The 18,316-nt window shown below is 56.9% G+C and carries 17 protein-coding genes; 11 read left to right on the top strand and 6 right to left on the bottom strand.

Features of this window, described 5'->3' with window-relative positions; genetic code table 11:
- A partial coding sequence (locus ACR0NA_RS03305; protein ID WP_480725959.1) for a PLP-dependent aminotransferase family protein occupies positions 1 to 481 on the bottom strand: 481 nt, incomplete at its 3' end.
- A gap of 168 nt (positions 482 to 649) precedes the next feature.
- On the opposite strand from ACR0NA_RS03305, the gene ACR0NA_RS03300 reads away from it, so the two are divergent.
- A complete protein-coding gene (locus ACR0NA_RS03300; RefSeq protein ID WP_480725956.1) occupies positions 650 to 1,411 on the top strand; it encodes an NAD kinase in 762 nt (253 codons plus the stop codon).
- A gap of 333 nt (positions 1,412 to 1,744) precedes the next feature.
- Here the strand turns inward: ACR0NA_RS03300 and ACR0NA_RS03295 are convergent, their stop codons facing one another.
- Positions 1,745 to 3,178: an amidase family protein gene (locus ACR0NA_RS03295; protein ID WP_480725954.1), complete on the bottom strand. Its 1,434-nt coding sequence runs from the start codon at positions 3,176 to 3,178 to the stop codon at positions 1,745 to 1,747.
- An 89-nt stretch (positions 3,179 to 3,267) separates the two neighbouring features.
- Positions 3,268 to 5,157, bottom strand: coding sequence for a propionate-CoA ligase PrpE (prpE, locus tag ACR0NA_RS03290; RefSeq protein WP_480725952.1), 1,890 nt, complete (start codon positions 5,155 to 5,157; stop codon positions 3,268 to 3,270).
- 424 nt (positions 5,158 to 5,581) lie between these two features.
- Here prpE and ACR0NA_RS03285 point away from each other — a divergent pair, with 424 nt between their 5' ends.
- Positions 5,582 to 5,935, top strand: a complete 354-nt coding sequence (locus ACR0NA_RS03285) for a hypothetical protein (RefSeq protein ID WP_480725950.1) — start codon at positions 5,582 to 5,584, stop codon at positions 5,933 to 5,935.
- Between the two features lie 44 nt (positions 5,936 to 5,979).
- On the opposite strand, the gene ACR0NA_RS03280 is transcribed toward ACR0NA_RS03285, so the two are convergent.
- Both ACR0NA_RS03280 and ACR0NA_RS03275 read right to left on the bottom strand, forming a co-directional pair.
- Positions 5,980 to 6,369 carry a GFA family protein gene (locus tag ACR0NA_RS03280; RefSeq protein WP_480725947.1) on the bottom strand — a complete coding sequence of 130 codons (390 nt, stop codon included), beginning with the start codon at positions 6,367 to 6,369 and terminating at the stop codon, positions 5,980 to 5,982.
- A gap of 45 nt (positions 6,370 to 6,414) precedes the next feature.
- The gene (locus tag ACR0NA_RS03275; RefSeq protein WP_480725945.1) at positions 6,415 to 8,688 is read right to left on the bottom strand and encodes an NADP-dependent malic enzyme; all 2,274 of its coding nucleotides are present in this window, start codon (positions 8,686 to 8,688) and stop codon (positions 6,415 to 6,417) included.
- Between the two features lie 143 nt (positions 8,689 to 8,831).
- On the opposite strand from ACR0NA_RS03275, the gene ACR0NA_RS03270 reads away from it, so the two are divergent.
- The 6 genes from ACR0NA_RS03270 (at position 8,832) to upp (ending at position 14,547) form a co-directional block, all read left to right on the top strand.
- On the top strand, positions 8,832 to 9,917 hold the full coding sequence (locus tag ACR0NA_RS03270; protein WP_480725942.1) for a cupin domain-containing protein: 1,086 nt from the start codon (positions 8,832 to 8,834) through the stop codon (positions 9,915 to 9,917).
- A gap of 105 nt (positions 9,918 to 10,022) precedes the next feature.
- Complete coding sequence (locus ACR0NA_RS03265; RefSeq protein ID WP_170651537.1) at positions 10,023 to 10,415, top strand: cytidine deaminase; 393 nt, start codon at positions 10,023 to 10,025, stop codon at positions 10,413 to 10,415.
- A gap of 4 nt (positions 10,416 to 10,419) precedes the next feature.
- Positions 10,420 to 11,727 carry a thymidine phosphorylase gene (locus ACR0NA_RS03260; protein WP_480725939.1) on the top strand — a complete coding sequence of 436 codons (1,308 nt, stop codon included), beginning with the start codon at positions 10,420 to 10,422 and terminating at the stop codon, positions 11,725 to 11,727.
- Positions 11,724 to 12,935 carry a phosphopentomutase gene (locus ACR0NA_RS03255; protein ID WP_480725936.1) on the top strand — a complete coding sequence of 404 codons (1,212 nt, stop codon included), beginning with the start codon at positions 11,724 to 11,726 and terminating at the stop codon, positions 12,933 to 12,935. Before ACR0NA_RS03260 ends, ACR0NA_RS03255 begins: the two co-directional genes overlap by 4 nt.
- Positions 12,932 to 13,918, top strand: coding sequence for an adenosine deaminase (locus tag ACR0NA_RS03250; RefSeq protein ID WP_480725933.1), 987 nt, complete (start codon positions 12,932 to 12,934; stop codon positions 13,916 to 13,918). Before ACR0NA_RS03255 ends, ACR0NA_RS03250 begins: the two co-directional genes overlap by 4 nt.
- Positions 13,915 to 14,547 (top strand): uracil phosphoribosyltransferase, encoded by a 633-nt coding sequence (gene upp, locus ACR0NA_RS03245; RefSeq protein WP_170651541.1) that lies wholly within the window; start codon positions 13,915 to 13,917, stop codon positions 14,545 to 14,547. The genes ACR0NA_RS03250 and upp overlap by 4 nt, the downstream gene beginning before the upstream one ends.
- Positions 14,548 to 14,571: 24 nt before the next feature.
- Here the strand turns inward: upp and ACR0NA_RS03240 are convergent, their stop codons facing one another.
- Positions 14,572 to 15,585: a hypothetical protein gene (locus ACR0NA_RS03240; protein ID WP_480725931.1), complete on the bottom strand. Its 1,014-nt coding sequence runs from the start codon at positions 15,583 to 15,585 to the stop codon at positions 14,572 to 14,574.
- Positions 15,586 to 15,738: 153 nt separating this feature from the next.
- On the opposite strand from ACR0NA_RS03240, the gene ACR0NA_RS03235 reads away from it, so the two are divergent.
- From ACR0NA_RS03235 to ACR0NA_RS03225, 3 genes are all read left to right on the top strand, one after another.
- Positions 15,739 to 16,674, top strand: coding sequence for a DMT family transporter (locus ACR0NA_RS03235; protein ID WP_480725929.1), 936 nt, complete (start codon positions 15,739 to 15,741; stop codon positions 16,672 to 16,674).
- 9 nt (positions 16,675 to 16,683) lie between these two features.
- Entirely contained in the window at positions 16,684 to 17,334 is a 651-nt protein-coding gene (locus tag ACR0NA_RS03230; protein ID WP_480725928.1) for a sulfotransferase family 2 domain-containing protein, read from the top strand.
- Between the two features lie 185 nt (positions 17,335 to 17,519).
- Entirely contained in the window at positions 17,520 to 18,302 is a 783-nt protein-coding gene (locus ACR0NA_RS03225; RefSeq protein ID WP_480725926.1) for a Hint domain-containing protein, read from the top strand.
- The last annotated feature ends 14 nt before the right edge of the window (positions 18,303 to 18,316 follow it).

The raw sequence follows: 18,316 nt of genomic DNA, 5'->3' as shown, positions 1-18,316 counted from the left end.
TCAGGTTGTCCTGCTGGCGCACGCCGTAATGCACCGCGTTGAACCACTTGCCCGACTGGTTGGGGGCCGCGCCGTGGGTCAGGTGACCGCCTGCATCAAGGCTCATGCCCAGAATGGTGTCGCCGGGTTTGATCAGTGCCTGAAACACACCCTGGTTGGCCTGGCTGCCCGAGTTCGGCTGAACGTTGGCAAAACCGCAGCCGAACAGTTCCTTGGCGCGGTCGATGGCCAGGTTCTCGGCGATATCGACGAACTGGCAACCACCATAATAGCGGCGACCGGGATAGCCTTCGGCGTATTTGTTGGTCATCACCGAGCCCTGCGCCTCCATCACGGCGGCGCTGACAATGTTCTCGCTGGCGATCAGCTCGATCTCGTCGCGCTGGCGGCCAAGTTCAGACGTGATCGAACCGAAAAGCTCGGGGTCACGATCCGAAAGAGACTGGGTAAAGAAACCGGTATCACGAAGATTGGCGTTCATGGGGGCTCCACATGGCTTGAGACTGTTTGGCGAATTTCCTATCGGAAACCGAGTGTCCGAGAAAGGCTGTAAAGCGACGAATTGGCCCGCAGTGGCGTCAACTCTGGCCTCTGGCGGAAAGGTATGTTTGTTTCGGAACCAAATGCGCAACACCGGAAACCGGAAAATATGAAAAAAAGAATCGCCTTTCTGGCCAGTGACGCCCAAGTCGCCCAATCGGCGCGCGAGATGCTGAAAGGCCGATACGGGAACGTCGCGCCCAGAGACGCCGATGTCATCGTGGCGCTGGGGGGGGATGGTTTCATGCTGCGAACACTTCACAGCACTCAGCATCTCAGAACGCCGGTCTATGGCATGAACCGGGGCACCATCGGATTCCTGATGAACGAATATGATGACACCGATCTGCTGACACGACTGTCCGAGGCGGAAGAGGAAATCATCAATCCGCTCGCCATGACCGCTATGGACCAGTCCGGAAAAATTCATGAGGCGCTGGCAATCAATGAGGTTTCGTTGCTGCGCGCAGGGCCGCAGGCAGCACGGTTGAAAATATCGGTGGATGGTCGATTGCGGTTGGCTGAACTTGTCTGCGACGGCGCGTTGCTGTCTACGCCAGCTGGTTCGACAGCCTATAATTATTCAGCACATGGGCCGATATTGCCCATTGGATCTGACGTTCTGGCTTTGACCGCCATTGCCGCGTTCCGTCCGCGTCGCTGGCGGGGCGCGCTCCTACCCAAGACGGCGCATGTACGGTTCGACGTCATGGAGGCAGACAAGCGTCCGGTGATGGCGGACGCTGACTCGATCTCGATTCCGGATATCGACTGGGTCGAGATTCGTTCCGAGCCAACCATCGAACATCGCATCCTTTTTGATCCGGGGCATGGTCTGGAAGAACGCCTGATTTCCGAGCAATTTACATAAACTTCACAATCTGAGCGGGATTTTCTTGTTCTTATGTGAACAAGATCACAGGCGGAACATTAAGTTTAAGATAATCTGAACTTGCCCGGAGATTACGTCCCGGTGGGAGTGAGTGGCCACCAAGCGACGTGTCAGATGATTGCGCAGTTTTCGCGCTGGCGAGGGTGGGTGGTACTACGCTCGTCATCACAATCCGGGAATATTTTAGAACGACAGGCCCCGGGTTGAGATCCCCGGGGTCTATTTTTTTGAAAAGACTGTTAAGGATGTACCGGCCGCTGCGCGTACGGGCCGGGTTTGATTTTCACATTGGACCAAACGCCTGTCTGCGCACTAACCGTCCATTTTTTTCCACAGCACTTCGGCCATTGCCCCAACACGGGCCTCGATTTCGATGGCGGCGTCAACGGCCAGATCTTCGCGCCATCGGCGCGCTGCCACCTGCACATTGATAGGTTGTGGGCCACTGGGAAGGTTTGCAAGACGGGCAGGAACGCAAGCAGCAGGCAGGCCGATAAAGTTCATCGCATAGGAATAGACTGCACACCCCAGAACTTCATGAACGCCTTCGACCCCTTCCGTGTCGCGGTCGGGTCTGAAAAACGGCTGCGGCAGGAACGGTGACAAAACCAGAGGGTAATCCTGCATGAACATCGACCATTCGCGGGCATAGTGGCTGCGTCGCGCCAGCATTTCGATCAGTTCTGTTCCGACAATCGGTGGGAATTCCTGAAAATAAACCTCGAAAATATCGCGGATGGTTTTCGATCCGGCCGCTTCGATATCCGACTGCATCAGGGTCAGAACTTCGCCCATCAAAGTGCGATAGCCTATGCGGCCACATTCGAAGACGTCGGGTGGTGAGACCTCTTCGACGTGATACCCGGCGTCAATCAGGGCGTCCCGAGCCGTATCCAGTGCCTTATCAACCTCGGGGTGCAATTCGTACCCGAAGGTGTTCTTTGTGAAGGCAACCTTTATCTGCTGATCCAGTGCCGGACCCCGCCAGGGAATGGGCGCATGGAAAGGGTCACGCGAATCCGGCGCGATCAGACTGGGCATGGAAAGATGCAGGTCCGCTGCCCGTCGTGTGATCAGGCCCTGAACCGACATGGATTGCGCCAGCAAGCCACGTTCTGCCTTTTGGCTGGGGTTCCATGCCGGTACGCGGCCCAGACCGGGTTTCACGGTGACCGCGCCGTTGGCCGCTGCCGGAAATCTCAAGCTGCCACCGATGTCGTTTCCATGTGCGAGTGCACCGATCCCGGCCATGACTGCAGCACCCGCCCCACCGGATGAGCCTCCCGGCGAGATGTGGCGCCCCCACGGGTTATGCGTCCGGCCATGAAGCGGATTGTCGGTGTCGGCGCGAAAGGAAAACTCTGGTGTGTTGGTTCGCCCGATCACAATGGCGCCTGCCATTTGCAGGTTGTTGACGACCGGGGCGTCATCAGGTGCGATCACATCTTTTAGGGCTACAACGCCATTGGTTGTTGCATGCCCCTTTTGATCAACGTTGACTTTGATAGTAACGGGGATGCCGTGCAAAGGCCCCGGACTGGCACCTTGCGCCCGGGCGACGTCCAGATTCCGGGCACGCTCAAGGGCTTCGCTGCTCAGGTCCTCGACAACCGCGTTCAGGTCGGGATTCACCTTGTTCATGCGGTCGATTGAGCTTTGGACCGCAGCTTCGGCGCTCAGGTCGCCGCTTCGTGTCAACTCGCTCAGTTCCGTGGCGCTCAAGCGCCATGTCTCATTTTGTGCCATGTGCCCTCCCTCTGAGGGCACAGTAGGTGGTGCGGGTCAAGTTGCAAGCGTATTGCGATGCCAGGGTGGTGTTTGACACCCTGGCGACATCACTGTGCGTATCCAATCGTCTGTAAGGCGGATTTGATTTCGTCCAGAATGGACGGATCGTCGATTGTGGCAGGCATCTTGTAGTCCTTGCTATCCGCAATCGATACCATGGTCCCTCGCAGGATCTTGCCCGAGCGGGTTTTGGGCAGCCGATCTATGACAACGGCCTGTTTGAATGCCGCGACCGGACCGATCTTTTCCCGCACCATCCTGACCACATCCTGTACCACGTCGCCGTGGTCGCGCTCTGATCCGGAATTTAGGCACAGAAAGCCGACGGGCATTTGTCCCTTTAACTGATCGGTGACGCCGATAACGGCGCATTCCGCGACGTCTGGATGCGCGGCCAGAACTTCTTCCATGGCGCCTGTAGACAAACGGTGCCCTGCAACGTTGATGACGTCATCCGTGCGCGCCATGATGTACAGGTACCCGTCCTCATCAATCATGCCCGCATCACCGGTTTCATAATATCCGGGGAAGTGCTCCAGATAGGATTTTTTGAACCGGTCTTCGGCATTCCACAAGGTTGGCAAAGTGCCCGGGGGCAAGGGCAGTTTGACCGCGATCGCACCCAGTTCACCGGGTTTCATCGGATGGCCGCCTTCGTCCAGAATCTGAACGTCGTAGCCGGGCATAGGTTTTGCGGGCGAGCCCAGTTTGACGGGCAGTTCTTCAATTCCCAGCGGGTTGCCCGCAATGGTCCAGCCGGTTTCCGTTTGCCACCAATGGTCGATCACAGGAACCTTCAGGGCATCCTGCGCCCATTCGATCGTATCGGGATCTGCGCGTTCACCTGCCAGATACAATGCGTTGAGGCAGGACAGGTCGTACGATTTCAGCAACTCTCCCTTCGGGTCTTCGCGCTTGACCGCACGGATAGCGGTCGGGGCGGTGAAAAAGCTTTTGACGTTGTGTTCGGAAATCACCCGCCAGAAAGTTCCGGCGTCAGGGGTGCCGACCGGCTTACCCTCAAACACGATTGTCGTGTTGCCGTGGATCAGAGGTGCATAGCAGATATAGGAATGGCCGACGACCCAACCCACATCCGAAGCTGCCCAGAATACGTCACCCGGATCGACGTTGTAGATGTTCTTCATCGTCCAGTTCAGCGCTACAAGGTGGCCTGCAGTCGGGCGCACAACGCCTTTGGGTGCGCCAGTCGTGCCAGAGGTATAAAGGATATACGCTGGATCATTGCCGGCGACGGGCACACATTCGGCGGGTTCGACACCGTATTGAAATCCGTGCCAGTTGAAATCCCGGCCTTCGACCAGTTGCGCCACTTCCTGTTCGCGCTGGAAAATTACGCAGAAGTCCGGCTTGTGGCTGGCCATGTCGATTGCGCCATCCAGCAGAGGTTTATAGTGCACCACGCGGCCCGGCTCCATCCCGCAGGAGGCGGCGATGATGGCCTTTGGTTTGGCATCATCAATGCGCACAGCCAGTTCGTTGCTGGCAAAACCGCCGAACACCACTGAGTGCACTGCGCCAAGACGCGCACAGGCCAACATCGCCTCCAGCGCCTCGGGAATCATCGGCATGTAAATAATGACGCGATCACCTTTTTCGACACCTTTTGAGCGCAAGGCACCGGCCAGATTTGCCACACGATTTCTCAGTTCGACATATGAAATTTCGCGTTTTGTGTGCGTAATCGGGCTGTCATAGATGATGGCCGCCTGTTCACCGCGCCCATTCTCGACATGACGGTCAACCGCATTCCAGCAGGTGTTCACCTTGGCATCGCAGAACCATTCATAGAGCGGGGCGTTCTCGTCAAAAAGCGCTTTGGTCGGCGCTTTTACCCAATCGATCCCCTTGGCTGCTTCCAGCCAGAATGCTTCGGGGTCGTTCTCCCAGCTCTGATAAACGTCCTGATATGCCATTGCGTCCTCCTCCCACTCAGCTTGCGGAATGTGTTAGGCATACTGAATGTATCGGGCAAGCGGCAGAAATGACGGCGCGTCAGTTTATCGCAAAAAATTTGCAATGATCACGTAATTTCAGTTGCAAATTTTTGCAAACTTCTGTTTTTTGGCGAAAATGACCGCAAATTTTCCACATTCTGAATAGTTGCAAATTTTCTTCTGCAAAACCAAACAACCCGCCACCTCAATATTGCCGATCCTAGTCGTCACAAATGCAAAAGTGGCTAGTTCGCGAAAGCGTTCGATTTACATTGTTACGCGGCGTCAGATTGTCGGATTTCCATTTTTTGCTGCCCTCCAAATCCTTATATGAGCTTTGCCAAGGCAGGAGAGAGCATCTTGAATACCGAGGCATAGTTCCAAAATTTCAAGGATTACCGCTATGAAAAAGCTTATGCTTGTCGCTTTTCTTGGTCTTTCTGCTTGTGCCCAATACCCGATGCAAAAACCTCTGGCAGTCGATGGCACGCGGAATGCTAATTTTGGCCTCGATGAAACAGAGTGTCGAGCATTGGCTGCGAACTATCAACCAGGCAAGCAGGGCGCGGACATTGCCTATGGCGCGGTTAGCGGAGCTGTCACGGGGTGGTCGTTGGGTGAAAGAGAGGACGTTGTAACAGGAGCCTTGGGCGGAGCGATTGTTGGAGCCGCCCGAGGACAATACAATGATGAACTGATCCGGCGGCAAGTATTGGTGAACTGCATGCAGGGTCGAGGACATAAAGTGATCGGTTGATAACTCCAGCCACGAATTCACGGACATTGAAGGCCACAGGGTTTTTACCCTGTGGTTTTCGCGTAGCGTGGTAATCTGTCTTGAATGTTCAGCCAATGCAGATGGTCGGAGTGAAAAACGTGAAACTTTGGCGGCAGATCGTCCGGGTTTTCCAGGGTCGCCGTATAAAGGTGGATGTTCACTGGGTCCCGTTCGGTTCGATAGGCCATCTGCGTTCCGCAGGTACTGCAAAACAGGCGCTCCACGCCTTGCGACGAGTTATAGACGCTTGGTGTCTGGCCAAGCCACCTGACCGAGTCATGTGGTAAACCCAAAAAGGCGGTAACTGGTGATGCGCAGTTCCGGCGGCAGTCGGCGCAGTGGCAATAGCAACTCCAGGCCGTTTCGCCATCGCTTTCCCAGCTCACCGCTTTGCAGTGGCAATGCCCTTTCATTTCTGACCTCCCTGAACAGGCGGCCGTCCATCGGGGCCGCCGCCGTCAACCGTAATGTGCGACAGGCGTTCCGGCAATGGCGGCCATGTTCAACAGTCCGCGCGCCGTGATGGAAGGCGTGACGATGTGCGCCTTGTTGCCCATGCCCATCAGGATTGGGCCAACCTCGATCCCGTCAGCTTTCATCTTGAGAATATTGCGAACACCGCTTGCTGCATCGGCATGGGCAAAGATCAGCACGTTGGCCGCCCCTTCAAGCCGGGAATTCGGGAAAATCCGTTGCCGCAGTTCAGGGTCAAGCGCGACGTCCAGATTCATCTCGCCCTCATAGGTGAAATCGCGCGGCTTGCTGTCGAGAATTTCGATAGCTTCACGCAGTCGCTTTCCCGAACCCTCAGCCTGGTTTCCGAATTGAGATTGCGAGCAAAAGGCGATTTTGGGTTCCAATCCGAAACGGCGCACATGGCGCGCCGCACCCAGTGTAATTTCGGCCAGTTCTTCCGGGTTGGGCAACTGCCGGACATGCGTATCGGCGATGAACAGAGGGCCATCCTCAAGGATCATAAGGGAAAGGGCGCCATGCGGGCGCAGATCGCCGTTGTTGAGTACCTGCTCGACATAATTCAGATGCCAGCGATACTCTCCGAACGTGCCGCAAATCATGCTGTCGGCTTCGCCTCGTTGCACCATGATCGCGCCAATGGCTGTTGAATTCGTGCGCATGATCGCCTTGGCCAGATCGGGCGTCACACCACGGCGTTCCATGATCTGGTGATACGAATTCCAATAGTCATAGTAGCGCGGATCGTGTTCCGGGTTCACGATCTGGAAATCCTGACCGGGGCGGACCACAAGGCCAAGCCGCTCGCAACGGGATTCGATCACTTCAGGACGGCCGATCAGAATTGGGGTTTCCGTGGTTTCTTCGAGGATCGCCTGAGCGGCGCGCAGCACGCGCTCGTCTTCACCTTCGGCAAACACAATCCTGCGCGACGCGACCGCGGCGGCCTCGAAAACGGGGCGCATCAGCAGAGCGGATTTGAAGACCGTCTGATTGAGACGTTCCTTGTAGGCTTCCAGATCGTCGATGGGCCGTTTGGCTACGCCGCTTTCCATCGCAGCCCTGGCAACCGACGACGAGACGACGCCGACGAGGCGCGGATCAAAGGGCTTGGGGATCAGGTAATCCGGTCCGAATGTTAGTTGCTCACCCTTATACGCTGCGGCCGCTTCGGCGCTTGTGGTTGCGCGGGCCATATCCGCGATGCCGTCCACGCAGGCGATTTGCATCTCATCATTGATCTCGGTTGCGCCGACGTCCAATGCCCCCCGGAAGATGAACGGAAAGCACAGCACATTGTTGACCTGATTGGGAAAGTCACTGCGGCCGGTGGCGATAATTGCATTCGGGGCCACTTCACGGGCAGCTTGCGGCAGGATCTCCGGGGTCGGGTTAGCCAGTGCAAAGATGATCGGCCTGTCCGCCATTTTCTCGACCATCTCGGGCTTCAGGACATTCGGACCTGACAGGCCAAGAAACAGATCGGCGCCTCCGATTACATCGTTCAGTGTCCGCAGATCGGATTTTTGCGCAAACTGGTCCTTGTGCGGGTTCATGTCCTCGGCTCGTCCTTCGTAGACAAGACCATGAATGTCGCAAAGCCAGATGTTCTCTCGTTTGACACCAAGCTTGACCAGCATGCTGAGGCAGGCAATGCCAGCCGCGCCGCCGCCCGTGGAGACGACCTTGATATCCTCGAATGACTTCCCGGCCACGTGGAGCGCGTTCTTGGCCGCTGCGCCCACAACAATCGCCGTGCCGTGCTGATCATCGTGAAAGACCGGAATGTTCATCCGCTCACGGCACAGCTTTTCCACGATGAAACAGTCAGGAGCTTTGATGTCCTCAAGATTGATCGCACCGAAAGTGGGCTCCAGTGAGCAGACAATATCCGCCAACTTCTCCGGGTCGGGTTCGTTCACTTCAATGTCGAAACAGTCGATACCGGCGAATTTCTTGAACAGAACCGCCTTGCCCTCCATGACGGGCTTGGATGCCAAGGCACCGATATTGCCCAGCCCCAGAACGGCGGTGCCGTTAGAAACAACCGCAACCAGATTGCCCCGCGCGGTATAGCGTTCTGCGTTGGTTGGGTTCTCCTTGATCTCAAGGCTCGCCTCGGCCACCCCCGGCGAATAGGCCCGCGCCAGATCGCGTCCGTTCGCCATCGGCTTGGTCGCCTTGATCTCGAGTTTTCCCGGTTTTGGAAATGCGTGATATTCAAGGGCTGCCTGGCGTAAACTTGGGGTGTCTGACATCTTGCAAGCTCCTTGTGGGATTTAGTTTAGTGCTAAACTAAATTTGACGTTGGGGGAACAGGGGAATTCAGGCCACAGGGTCGCAGGCGGCTTCTTGCAAATCTCGGGACCTGCGGCCAATCTCCGGCACAGAGGAGATTTGCATGACCGACACCATAGGCGAAATCCGTTTGCCAACCAATGAGCTGCGCGATGACATCCCGTTCTTTACAAAGGTGCTGGGGATGCGGATGGACATGATCTATCCCGCTGACGATCCGCGTGTGGCCGTTTTCTCCGGACATGGTTTGCGCCTGAGGATCGAGAAGGACGCGCCCGAGACACCCGGTACCATCCGAATTCTGACTGAAGACCCGGATGGCTTTGCGGATGGCACCCGCAGCATGGTTGCGCCAAATGGAACGCGAGTAGAAATCGAAGAGCGTAATCCGCCGATGGTCATGCCGGAAACAGTCCATTCGTTTGTCGTTAGGCGGCTCAAGGATCAGGCGCCTTGGATTATCGGCAGGGCAGGGATGCATTATCGGGATCTGGTGCCGTCGCGTCTGGGGGGCTCAATCATTGCCAGCCATATCCGCATTCCCGATGGCGGGCCGGTTCCGGATATGGTCCACTTTCACAAGGTCGGTTTTCAATTGATCTTTTGCATTCACGGCTGGGTAGACGTGGTCTACGAAGATCAGGGAGATAAGATGCGCCTGACGGCTGGAGACTGCTTTATCCAGCCGCCGGAAATCCGTCACCGCGTTCTGGAAGCATCAGATAACGTGCAGGTGATCGAAATAGGTGTCCCAGCCGAGCATGTGACCGAAATCGACCACGACATGGATTTGCCGACGCCACACTATCGTCCTGACCGGGAATGGCAGGGGCAGCGCTTTGTCTACAATCAGGCCAGAGACGCGGAATGGGTACCGTTCCGTCTGCCTGGATATATCTGCAGGGATACGACGATCGCGGAAAACACCAAGGGTGTTGCCGGGGTACAGGTTGTCCGCAAGGGAGATGGCGATCCGGAATGGGCAAGCCACGACGCCGACATACACTTTACGTTCGTGATGAATGGTGAGGTCACGCTTGAAGGCGAGGGGCGCGATTCATTTCGGCTGGAACAGGGCGATGCCTTTGTCATACCGCCTGGAATGCGAACCCGCCTTGGCGATCCGTCCGATGACGTAGAATTGCTAGAGGTCACTTTGCCGGGCACTTTCCAAACGATTTTGAACTAGGCTGAAAGCTGCGACGGAAAACGCGGTTCAGGGGCTTCAATTCCCAAGGTGCTTTCATTTAGGTTAGGGCATTCTGACCAGATGATCAAAAATTGGGGAATCGCCATGCAGCTCAAAGATGCCGCCCTGAAAGTCCGTGAAAATGCCCACGCACCCTATTCTAACTTCAAGGTGGGCGCGGCGATCCGTTCCGGTTCAGGGGCGGTCTTTTCGGGATGCAACGTTGAAAACGTGGCTTACCCTGAAGGTACATGCGCCGAGGCTGGCGCGATTGCCGCTATGGTTGCCGCCGGTGAAAAAGAACTGACCGAGGTCTATGTCGTGGCAGACAGTCCGGTCCCGGTCACGCCCTGTGGTGGCTGTCGGCAGAAACTTGCGGAGTTTGGTAAGGGTGATGTGGTTGTCACTATGGCGACCGTAAAAGGGGCTGAAGCCACGTTGACTATTTCTCAGCTCCTCCCGGGTGCCTTCGACGCTGCACAGATGGCGGAGTCCTGAAACGATGGATGCCCGTTCGATCATCTCGAAACTGCGCCGCCACGAAGTTCCCGGTCAGGAAGAACTGATTTGGTTCGCGCAGGGGCTGGCTGACGGCAGCGTCAGCGATGCACAGGCCGGAGCCTTTGCCATGGCCGTCTGCATGGGCGGGCTTGGGGCTGAGGGGCGTGCCGCATTGACCGTGGCCATGCGGGACAGTGGCGACGTGTTGCACTGGGATCTGGATGGTCCGGTGATCGACAAACATTCGACTGGTGGGGTTGGTGACTGCGTCTCTCTGGTGTTGGCACCTGCGCTTGCAGAATGTGGGGCCTATGTCCCAATGATTTCGGGGCGGGGTCTGGGCCACACAGGCGGAACTCTGGACAAGCTTGAGGCGATCCCCGGGGTGACGACACAGATCGGTCAGGATAGGCTGATTCAGATACTGCGGGAAACCGGCGCAGCGATTGTCGGGGCGACGGCGCAGATCGCGCCTGCGGACAAGCGGCTTTATGCAATTCGGGACGTGACTGCGACCGTAGAGAGCCTGGATCTGATCACGGCTTCGATCCTGTCCAAGAAACTGGCGGCCAGCCCGGATGCGCTGGTGCTGGACGTCAAGGTCGGCAGCGGCGCATTCATGAAAACGCCCGAGGACGCGCGAAAACTGGCCGTGGCCCTGTCGGAAACGGCAAACGCCGCAGGGTGCCGGACATCGGCTTTGATCACGGACATGAACCAACCTCTGGCGTCTTCGCTCGGTAACGCCTTGGAAATCAATGAGGTTATGAAGGTGCTGACCGGCGGGCGCGAAACGCCGCTTTCCAAGATATCTGCCGAACTGGGCGGTGTACTGCTGTCTGACGCGGGGATGACAGCGAACGCTCAGGAAGGTCGCGACAGGATTAGGGACGTGATCCGGGACGGGCGCGCCGCTGAGCGGTTCGGGCGGATGATGGCGGCAGTTGGCGGCCCTGTTCAATTCGTTGACACATGGTCCCGTTTTTTGCCCGAAGCCAACGTCATACAGGAAGTAACTGCGCCCATTGACGGGTATGTCACTGCAATTGATGGCGAGGCGCTGGGACTTGCCGTGGTCGCCCTTGGCGGCGGGCGTCAGGTCGAAAGCGATGTGATTGACCCGGCTGTCGGCCTCTCGAATATCGTTCGGCTGGGGGATAAAGTGTCAAAAGGCACCCCGATTGCCGTGGTTCATGCAGGGCGCGAGGATGCGGCGCGGCATGCTGCGCTGTCGGTGCTGCGCGCAATCCAAATTGGCCCTGATGCGGTTGTCACGCCTGAACTCGTCCACGAAAGGATTTCATCGTGACGCGCGCATTTGTGGTGGTGATGGATTCTGTAGGCATCGGCGGTGCGCCGGATGCCGGTCGGTTTTTCAATGGCGACGTGCCGGATACCGGCGCCAACACGGTAGCACATATCGCGCAGGCTTGTGCCGAAGGTCGGGGAGAGGAAGGCCGCTCGGGAGCGCTGCAGTTGCCGAACCTGACCGCTTTGGGATTGGGGGCGGCGGTTCGGTTGGCCTCTGGCGATCAAACACCCGGGCTGGGAACAGCTCCCAATGGTCTTTGGGGGTGCGCACGGGAACATTCGCCGGGCAAGGACACGCCTTCAGGGCATTGGGAACTGGCCGGATTGCCGGTGCCGTGGGACTGGCACTATTTCCCGGACACGGTTCCGGCTTTCCCCGAGATGCTCGGACAGGCAGCGGCAGAGTTTGCGGGTACAGACGGCATTCTTGGCAATTGCCACGCCTCCGGTACCTCGATCATCGCTGATCTCGGCGCTGAGCACATGCGAACGGGCTGGCCCATTTGCTACACATCGGCTGACAGTGTTTTCCAGATCGCCGCACACGAAGAGACATTTGGCCTCGAACGTTTGCTGGATTTGTGCAAAGCGCTCGCCCCGCGCCTGCATCAGATGAAAGTAGGCCGGGTCATTGCGCGGCCATTTGTCGGATCGCCCGAACAGGGTTTCACGCGCACGACCAATCGCAAGGATTTTGCCATCCTGCCGCCCGCGCCGGTTCTGACGAACTGGGTGCAGGATGCCGGACGGCGCGTTCACGCGGTGGGAAAGATTGGCGACATATTCTCGATGCAGGGGATCGACACATTGCGCAAGGGCTCGGACGCAGAACTCATGCGCCACTTGACCGACCTTGTGGATACGGCGGAAGAGGGCAGTCTTACCTTCGCCAATTTTGTGGAATTCGACAGCCTTTTTGGGCACCGGCGTGACATCAGTGGATATGCCCGCGCGCTTGAATGGTTTGATCGTGAAATCGGTGCGATTTTGCGGAAGCTGCGGCCGGGCGACCTGCTGCTGCTGACAGCGGACCACGGTAATGATCCATCTTGGACAGGTACGGATCACACGCGCGAACAGGTTCCGGTACTGATTGCCGGGCAGGGCAGTGGCGAGATCGGACAGATTGATTTTGCAGATGTCGCCGCGAGCGTCGCGCAGCATTTGGGCGTTCCGTCTCAGGGGCCGGGAAGGAGTTTTCTGTGAACGTCGCCGATTTACCCAAGGTCGAATTGCACCTGCACCACGAAGGCGCTGCGCCACCGGCATTCATTCGGCAGTTGGCGCACGAAAAGCGCATTGACCTGAGCGGGATATTCAAAGCCGACGGCACTTATGATTTCCGGGACTTTGCCCATTTTCTAAGTGTATATGAGGCCGCGTGCGAAGTTCTGAACTCTCCTGAGGATTTTCGGAGGCTGACCCTTGCCATTCTGGAAGAAAGTGCGGCGAACGGGGTGGTTTATTCCGAAACCTTCCTCAGCCCCGATTTTTGCGGTGGTGGTGATGTCCACGCCTGGCGTGATTATCTGAATGCGGTCAGGGATGCGGCGGATGAGGCCGAGCGAAAGTTTGATATTACGCTGCGCGGGGTCGTAACCTGCGTTCGGCATTTCGGGCCAGACAAGGCGAAACACAGCGCCGTCTGCGCGGCGGAAACGGCCGGGGACTGGATCACCGGTTTTGGTATGGGTGGCAACGAAGCTGTTGGGCGTCAGAGCGATTTTGCCTGGGCGTTTGATTGCGCGCGCGAGGCAGGTTTGCGCCTGACCACCCATGCAGGCGAATTTGGTGGTCCCGAAAGTGTACGCGAAGCGGTTCGCGATCTGCGGGTCGAGCGTATCGGCCATGGCGTGCGCTCCATCGAAGACCCGGACCTGGTCCATGAATTGGCAGATCGGGAAATAACGCTGGAGGTTTGCCCCGGATCGAACGTCGTGCTGGGACTTTTCCCCGATTTTGCGTCACACCCGATTGCCCGGTTGCGCGAGTGCGGGGTCAAGGTCACGGTATCAACCGATGATCCGCCGTTTTTCCATACCACCATGCGCCGTGAATATGAGATGCTGAACAAGGCTTTCGGCTGGGGCGTTGAAGATTTCGCCGCACTCAATGATACGGCACTGAATGCGTCATTTTGCGATGAGGAAACCCGTGCGCGGGTCAAGAAAAAACTGGAGAAGACATGAGCGAACATTTGACCGTCGTCGATCACCCACTGGTGCAACACAAACTGACGCTCATGCGGGACAAAGGCACGTCGACCGCATCGTTTCGCCAGCTTCTGCGTGAAATTACGCTGTTGCTGGCCTATGAGGTCACGCGTGAGATGCAATTGACAACGCGTCACATCGAAACCCCGATGGAGGAAATGGACGCGCCGATCCTTGCCGGTAAGAAACTGGCTCTGGTCTCGATTCTGCGCGCCGGAAACGGGATGCTGGACGGGGTTCTTGAACTGGTCCCTTCAGCTCGCGTAGGTTTTGTCGGTCTGTATCGTGACGAGGAAACGCTTGAGCCGGTTCAGTATTATTTTAAGGCTCCCGAAGGGTTGAAGGATCGTCTGGTCATCGCCGTTGATCCGATGCTTGCCACCGGCAATAGCTCAGCTGCGGCCATCGATTTGCTGAAAAAAGCCGGCGCGACCGACATCCGGTTCCTCTGCCTGCTGGCTGCCCCTGAAGGTGTCGCACGTATGAAAGAAGCTCACCCGGATGTAAAAATCGTGACCGCAGCGCTGGATCGCGAACTGAACTCCAAAGGTTACATCATGCCGGGTCTGGGGGATGCTGGCGATCGGATGTTCGGAACAAAGTAACGGGCAGGGCATCTGCCTCCCGAATTATTCGATGCAAATGTTCTGCAGCCGGACCCAATCACGGTCCGGCAGTACCTGTTCCAACGAACGGCCCGCCATCGGGTCAGCCTCGATCAGACCTAGAACGGTTTCTCCGGTAATGTCTCTGGCGTAGGCGTAGGGCGTCGAGGGCATTGCCGTTTGCGCAAAAACGGCAAGCAGTTCACTTTCGGGAATTTCAGGCCTTGGTTCGTTCAGAATTTTTTCACTGTACCGATCGACAATTTCCGGTGTCAGTTCTCCGGTGGTCAGTAACCGGAACGCGGCGGTTGGCCCGGCCCGATCCAGCAACTCGGTCAGGGGGTCGGAATTCTGAGAACGCGCGCGTTCGGCGATGACATAACCTGCGGCCACTGCGGGGTCTTCGTGATCTTCAACCAAAGCCCTGTTTAAAAGGACGATACCTCCGGGCAGGGCGAGGCTGTCCGTAACCCCTGCGGGCAAAATGACAATTTTGCGGATGCCGGTCCTTTGTGCCAGACGTTCCAGCGGAAGCTGCGCATCGTCGGAACGGCACGCACGCCCGGCGACCCGCTCAATTCGCTGCAGGATCATGTCACCGATGTCCTGTCTCTTGATTTCAGGCACGACCGAAACGACGTGGCTTTGCAGCGCTGCGGGTAACCACAGGATCATAACCGCAACCACTGCCGCAACAACACCAGCCACGCTGAGCCACCGCAAACGCCCGGGATGTGGGCGGGCCCGGTCGATGGCGCGTTGCAGCCGGTCAATTGCCTCGATCATCATGGTCTCGGATTGCTGCAGCTCCAGCGTTTCCCCGGGATCGCCGTCAGGATTGAAAACGGCCGGGTACTCTCCGGGGTTTTGCCGTTCAATTGCGGCCAGCGACCAGTGCGTTAGCGCCTTATCGTTAAAATCCGATATGGTCAGAGTGGCCTCGCCAATCGAAATGACAACCTCGCGCCGCTGTTCCTCGGGCGATGGTCTCCACAGACCGGTGGCTTCGATCCGTTCGTACTGTGTCAGTGCCGTCATTCGGGTGAAATATGCTCGTTATTATTTACCGGCAGCTTAGCATGCCAAAATCGTGTGGGGCAAACTTGTTGCACGAAGAACCAAAAATGTGGTCGATGGCATTTAGAGTATTTGAACGCCGGTTGGCTGTTGATGAACCCGGTAGGAGTGTGAATGCAGGCATCAGATCATTCTTCACCTGTCATGGCCTCGGTGCTGATGGTGGGCGCCATGGCAATCATCGGTGTCATCGACAACTTTGTTGTGCGCGTGGCAGAAACCCTTGGCCTGTGGCAGTTTCATTTTTCCCGTGCGTTGCTGATGCTTCCCCTGATCGGGTTGCTGTCACTGATTGGACTTGGCGGTTTGCGCCCGCAACGCCTTGGGTTTGTAGTACTCAGAAGCGTGTTGATCGCCACAGCGATGCTGTTTTACTTTAGCGCGCTGGCGCTTATGCCGATTGCGCAGGCGCTGGCTGGCCTGTTCACCTCTCCAATCTTTGTTCTTTTGATTTCTGCGCTGGCGATGAAACAGAAAATCGGACCCTGGCGAATAGGTGCAGTCATGGTCGGGTTTGTCGGAATTCTCTGCGTTTTGCAGCCCGACCCGAACGCATTCGATGTAAAAACTTTGATCCCGGTGGCTGGCGGATTTTTCTATGCGCTAAGCGCCATTATCACGCGCAGTCACTGCGCAGAGGAAAGCACTGTGTCCCTGTTAAGCGGCATGGTTTTGGCGCTGGGCCTGTCCGGTGCTGCCGGCCTTGTCCTGTTTTCCGTCTTTCCGGTTGAAACACCTGATGGCCCGGCCGGATTTGTTACGCGCGGTTGGGTTTGGCCAATTGAAGCGGCTGCCCCGTGGATCGCTATTCAGGCTGTGGGATCTACGCTTGCCGTTTTCATGCTGATCAAAGCCTATCAGTTGGGAGAGCCCTCTTATGTCGCGGTCTTTGAGTATTCTGTCATGATCTTCGGGCCGGTTTTTGCGTGGGTATCGCTTGGGCAATCGTTGGGTGTGTTGCAGATTGCAGGCATCGGCCTGATTGCATCCGCAGGCGGGATACTTGCCTGGCGATCGGGCCGGCTGGCGACCGAGGTTCAGCCTGGATAGACGATTGCAATGATCATCTCGACCGGCCGGAGATATGTTTTTGTTCACATCCCCAAAACTGGCGGTACATCGCTTGCGCAGGCGTTAGAGCAAAGGGCAATGAAGGACGACATACTGCTGGGCGATACACCCAAGGCCCGAAAGCGTCGAAAGCGCTCAAAGGCGTTTTCATCACAAGGACGGTTGTGGAAACACTCGACCCTGCGCGATATCGAGGGGGTGATCCCACCCGATCAGTTGTCCGACCTTTTTACGTTCACGTTGGTACGCAACCCGTGGGACCGGATCGTCAGCTATTATCATTGGCTAAGAGTGCAGAAGTTCGACCATCCAGCGGTTTCGCTATCTCAGAGATTAGATTTCCAGTCGTTTGTTCTGCATCCGTCGACCTTGGCATCATTCCGGAAAAGCCCGGCAAGTGCCTACATGCGTCGTGCTGCAGGGGCTGAACAGTGCGATCTCTATATCCGGATCGAACACTTTCGCGAAGATGTCGGTCCTTTGATCGATCATCTGGGTTTCTCATTTGAACTGCCGCATCTGAACCGATCCACGCGGGCGGCGGATTTCCGGCAGTATTATCGATCTGCAACCGCAGAGGCAGTCGCCGACGCCTGTTCGGAAGATATTCGAAGATTCGGATATCAGTTCAGTCAATGACGTGCGGCGTGTTTCTAGGGCTGGGTGAATTTCTGCCAAATTAGCGGCTTTGTTTCCTGATGCGTTGGAAATCGCTCAATCGGGGCGGGAAATAGACGCAAATGTGTCGAAAATAAGTCGGGCGTGCCACTGGCTGTGCTACCCAGTTTGGACAAAGGTTGTGTGCCAACAAGGGGGTAGGGCACGTGTTGGAGTTAAAGGGTATATCTGGTTATCCAATTTTATTGGAAGATGATGAGCAGGCAGTTTCAGAGACCTGCGCATCAAGTTGCGGCGCAGGTTTGCTGCACGGAACCAAAGTCGCGACAGTACGGGGGTGGAAACCGGTCGAGGGTCTGGTGGCCGGTGATCTGGTCAGGACACTAGATCAGGGGTTTCAGCAGGTACTGAGTGTAAATCACGAAGAGATGTTTCTGCCGACCGAAGGGTTGCTGGCCAGGCATCTGCCAGTCCATGTTCCCGCGAACACGGTTTATAACGGGCGTTCCGTTTGGTTGTTGCCCGACCAGAACATGCTGGTCGACACCCGCGGAACAGGAAGTGAGTGTGAAAGCCGTCATGCTGCTGTCCCTGCCCGAAATTTGAATGGTTTCCACGGCATGAAATCACATTACCCGGGGCAGCATCTGAAGGTCGCAACGCTGCTTTTTGCCCGGGAGGAAGTGGTTTTTATCGAAGGTGGCATGCTTGCACACTGCCGCTCGATCAGCCCGAGCTTGCGGGTGAGGCGGGCTAAGATTTCAGAGAAATATCCGGTTCTGGACGGTGAAGACGCGACAGAGCTGGTAAATAAGATTGCGCAAATGGGCGGTACCTCTGCCCTTGCAAACCAGTTGGGCGTTCTGCCAGCGCCCATAACGCAGGATCCGGTTTTTCCGTTGCGGCCAGTTGGTGGTGTCCGTCGTCCTCATCGACCCGGAAGGCCCAAACTGTTGCCGTTGTTCCTGCGGTCTGAATGGCAGATCTAACCAAGCACTAAAAG

The organism is Ruegeria sp. C11, from assembly GCF_056537725.1.
This window is presented reverse-complemented; position numbering and strand designations above follow the sequence as displayed.

Excerpts from the sequence above, each read along its gene's own strand:
- upp (WP_170651541.1), top strand. The coding sequence starts at position 13,915 with ATGAGCGAACATTTGACCGTCGTCGATCACCCACTGGTGCAACACAAA.
- ACR0NA_RS03300 (WP_480725956.1), top strand. The coding sequence starts at position 650 with ATGAAAAAAAGAATCGCCTTTCTGGCCAGTGACGCCCAAGTCGCCCAA.
- ACR0NA_RS03275 (WP_480725945.1), bottom strand. The coding sequence starts at position 8,688 with ATGTCAGACACCCCAAGTTTACGCCAGGCAGCCCTTGAATATCACGCA.
- ACR0NA_RS03280 (WP_480725947.1), bottom strand. The coding sequence starts at position 6,369 with ATGAAAGGGCATTGCCACTGCAAAGCGGTGAGCTGGGAAAGCGATGGC.
- ACR0NA_RS03285 (WP_480725950.1), top strand. The coding sequence starts at position 5,582 with ATGAAAAAGCTTATGCTTGTCGCTTTTCTTGGTCTTTCTGCTTGTGCC.
- ACR0NA_RS03265 (WP_170651537.1), top strand. The coding sequence starts at position 10,023 with ATGCAGCTCAAAGATGCCGCCCTGAAAGTCCGTGAAAATGCCCACGCA.
- ACR0NA_RS03295 (WP_480725954.1), bottom strand. The coding sequence starts at position 3,178 with ATGGCACAAAATGAGACATGGCGCTTGAGCGCCACGGAACTGAGCGAG.
- ACR0NA_RS03230 (WP_480725928.1), top strand. The coding sequence starts at position 16,684 with ATGATCATCTCGACCGGCCGGAGATATGTTTTTGTTCACATCCCCAAA.
- prpE (WP_480725952.1), bottom strand. The coding sequence starts at position 5,157 with ATGGCATATCAGGACGTTTATCAGAGCTGGGAGAACGACCCCGAAGCA.
- ACR0NA_RS03270 (WP_480725942.1), top strand. The coding sequence starts at position 8,832 with ATGACCGACACCATAGGCGAAATCCGTTTGCCAACCAATGAGCTGCGC.
- ACR0NA_RS03235 (WP_480725929.1), top strand. The coding sequence starts at position 15,739 with ATGCAGGCATCAGATCATTCTTCACCTGTCATGGCCTCGGTGCTGATG.
- ACR0NA_RS03240 (WP_480725931.1), bottom strand. The coding sequence starts at position 15,585 with ATGACGGCACTGACACAGTACGAACGGATCGAAGCCACCGGTCTGTGG.
- ACR0NA_RS03260 (WP_480725939.1), top strand. The coding sequence starts at position 10,420 with ATGGATGCCCGTTCGATCATCTCGAAACTGCGCCGCCACGAAGTTCCC.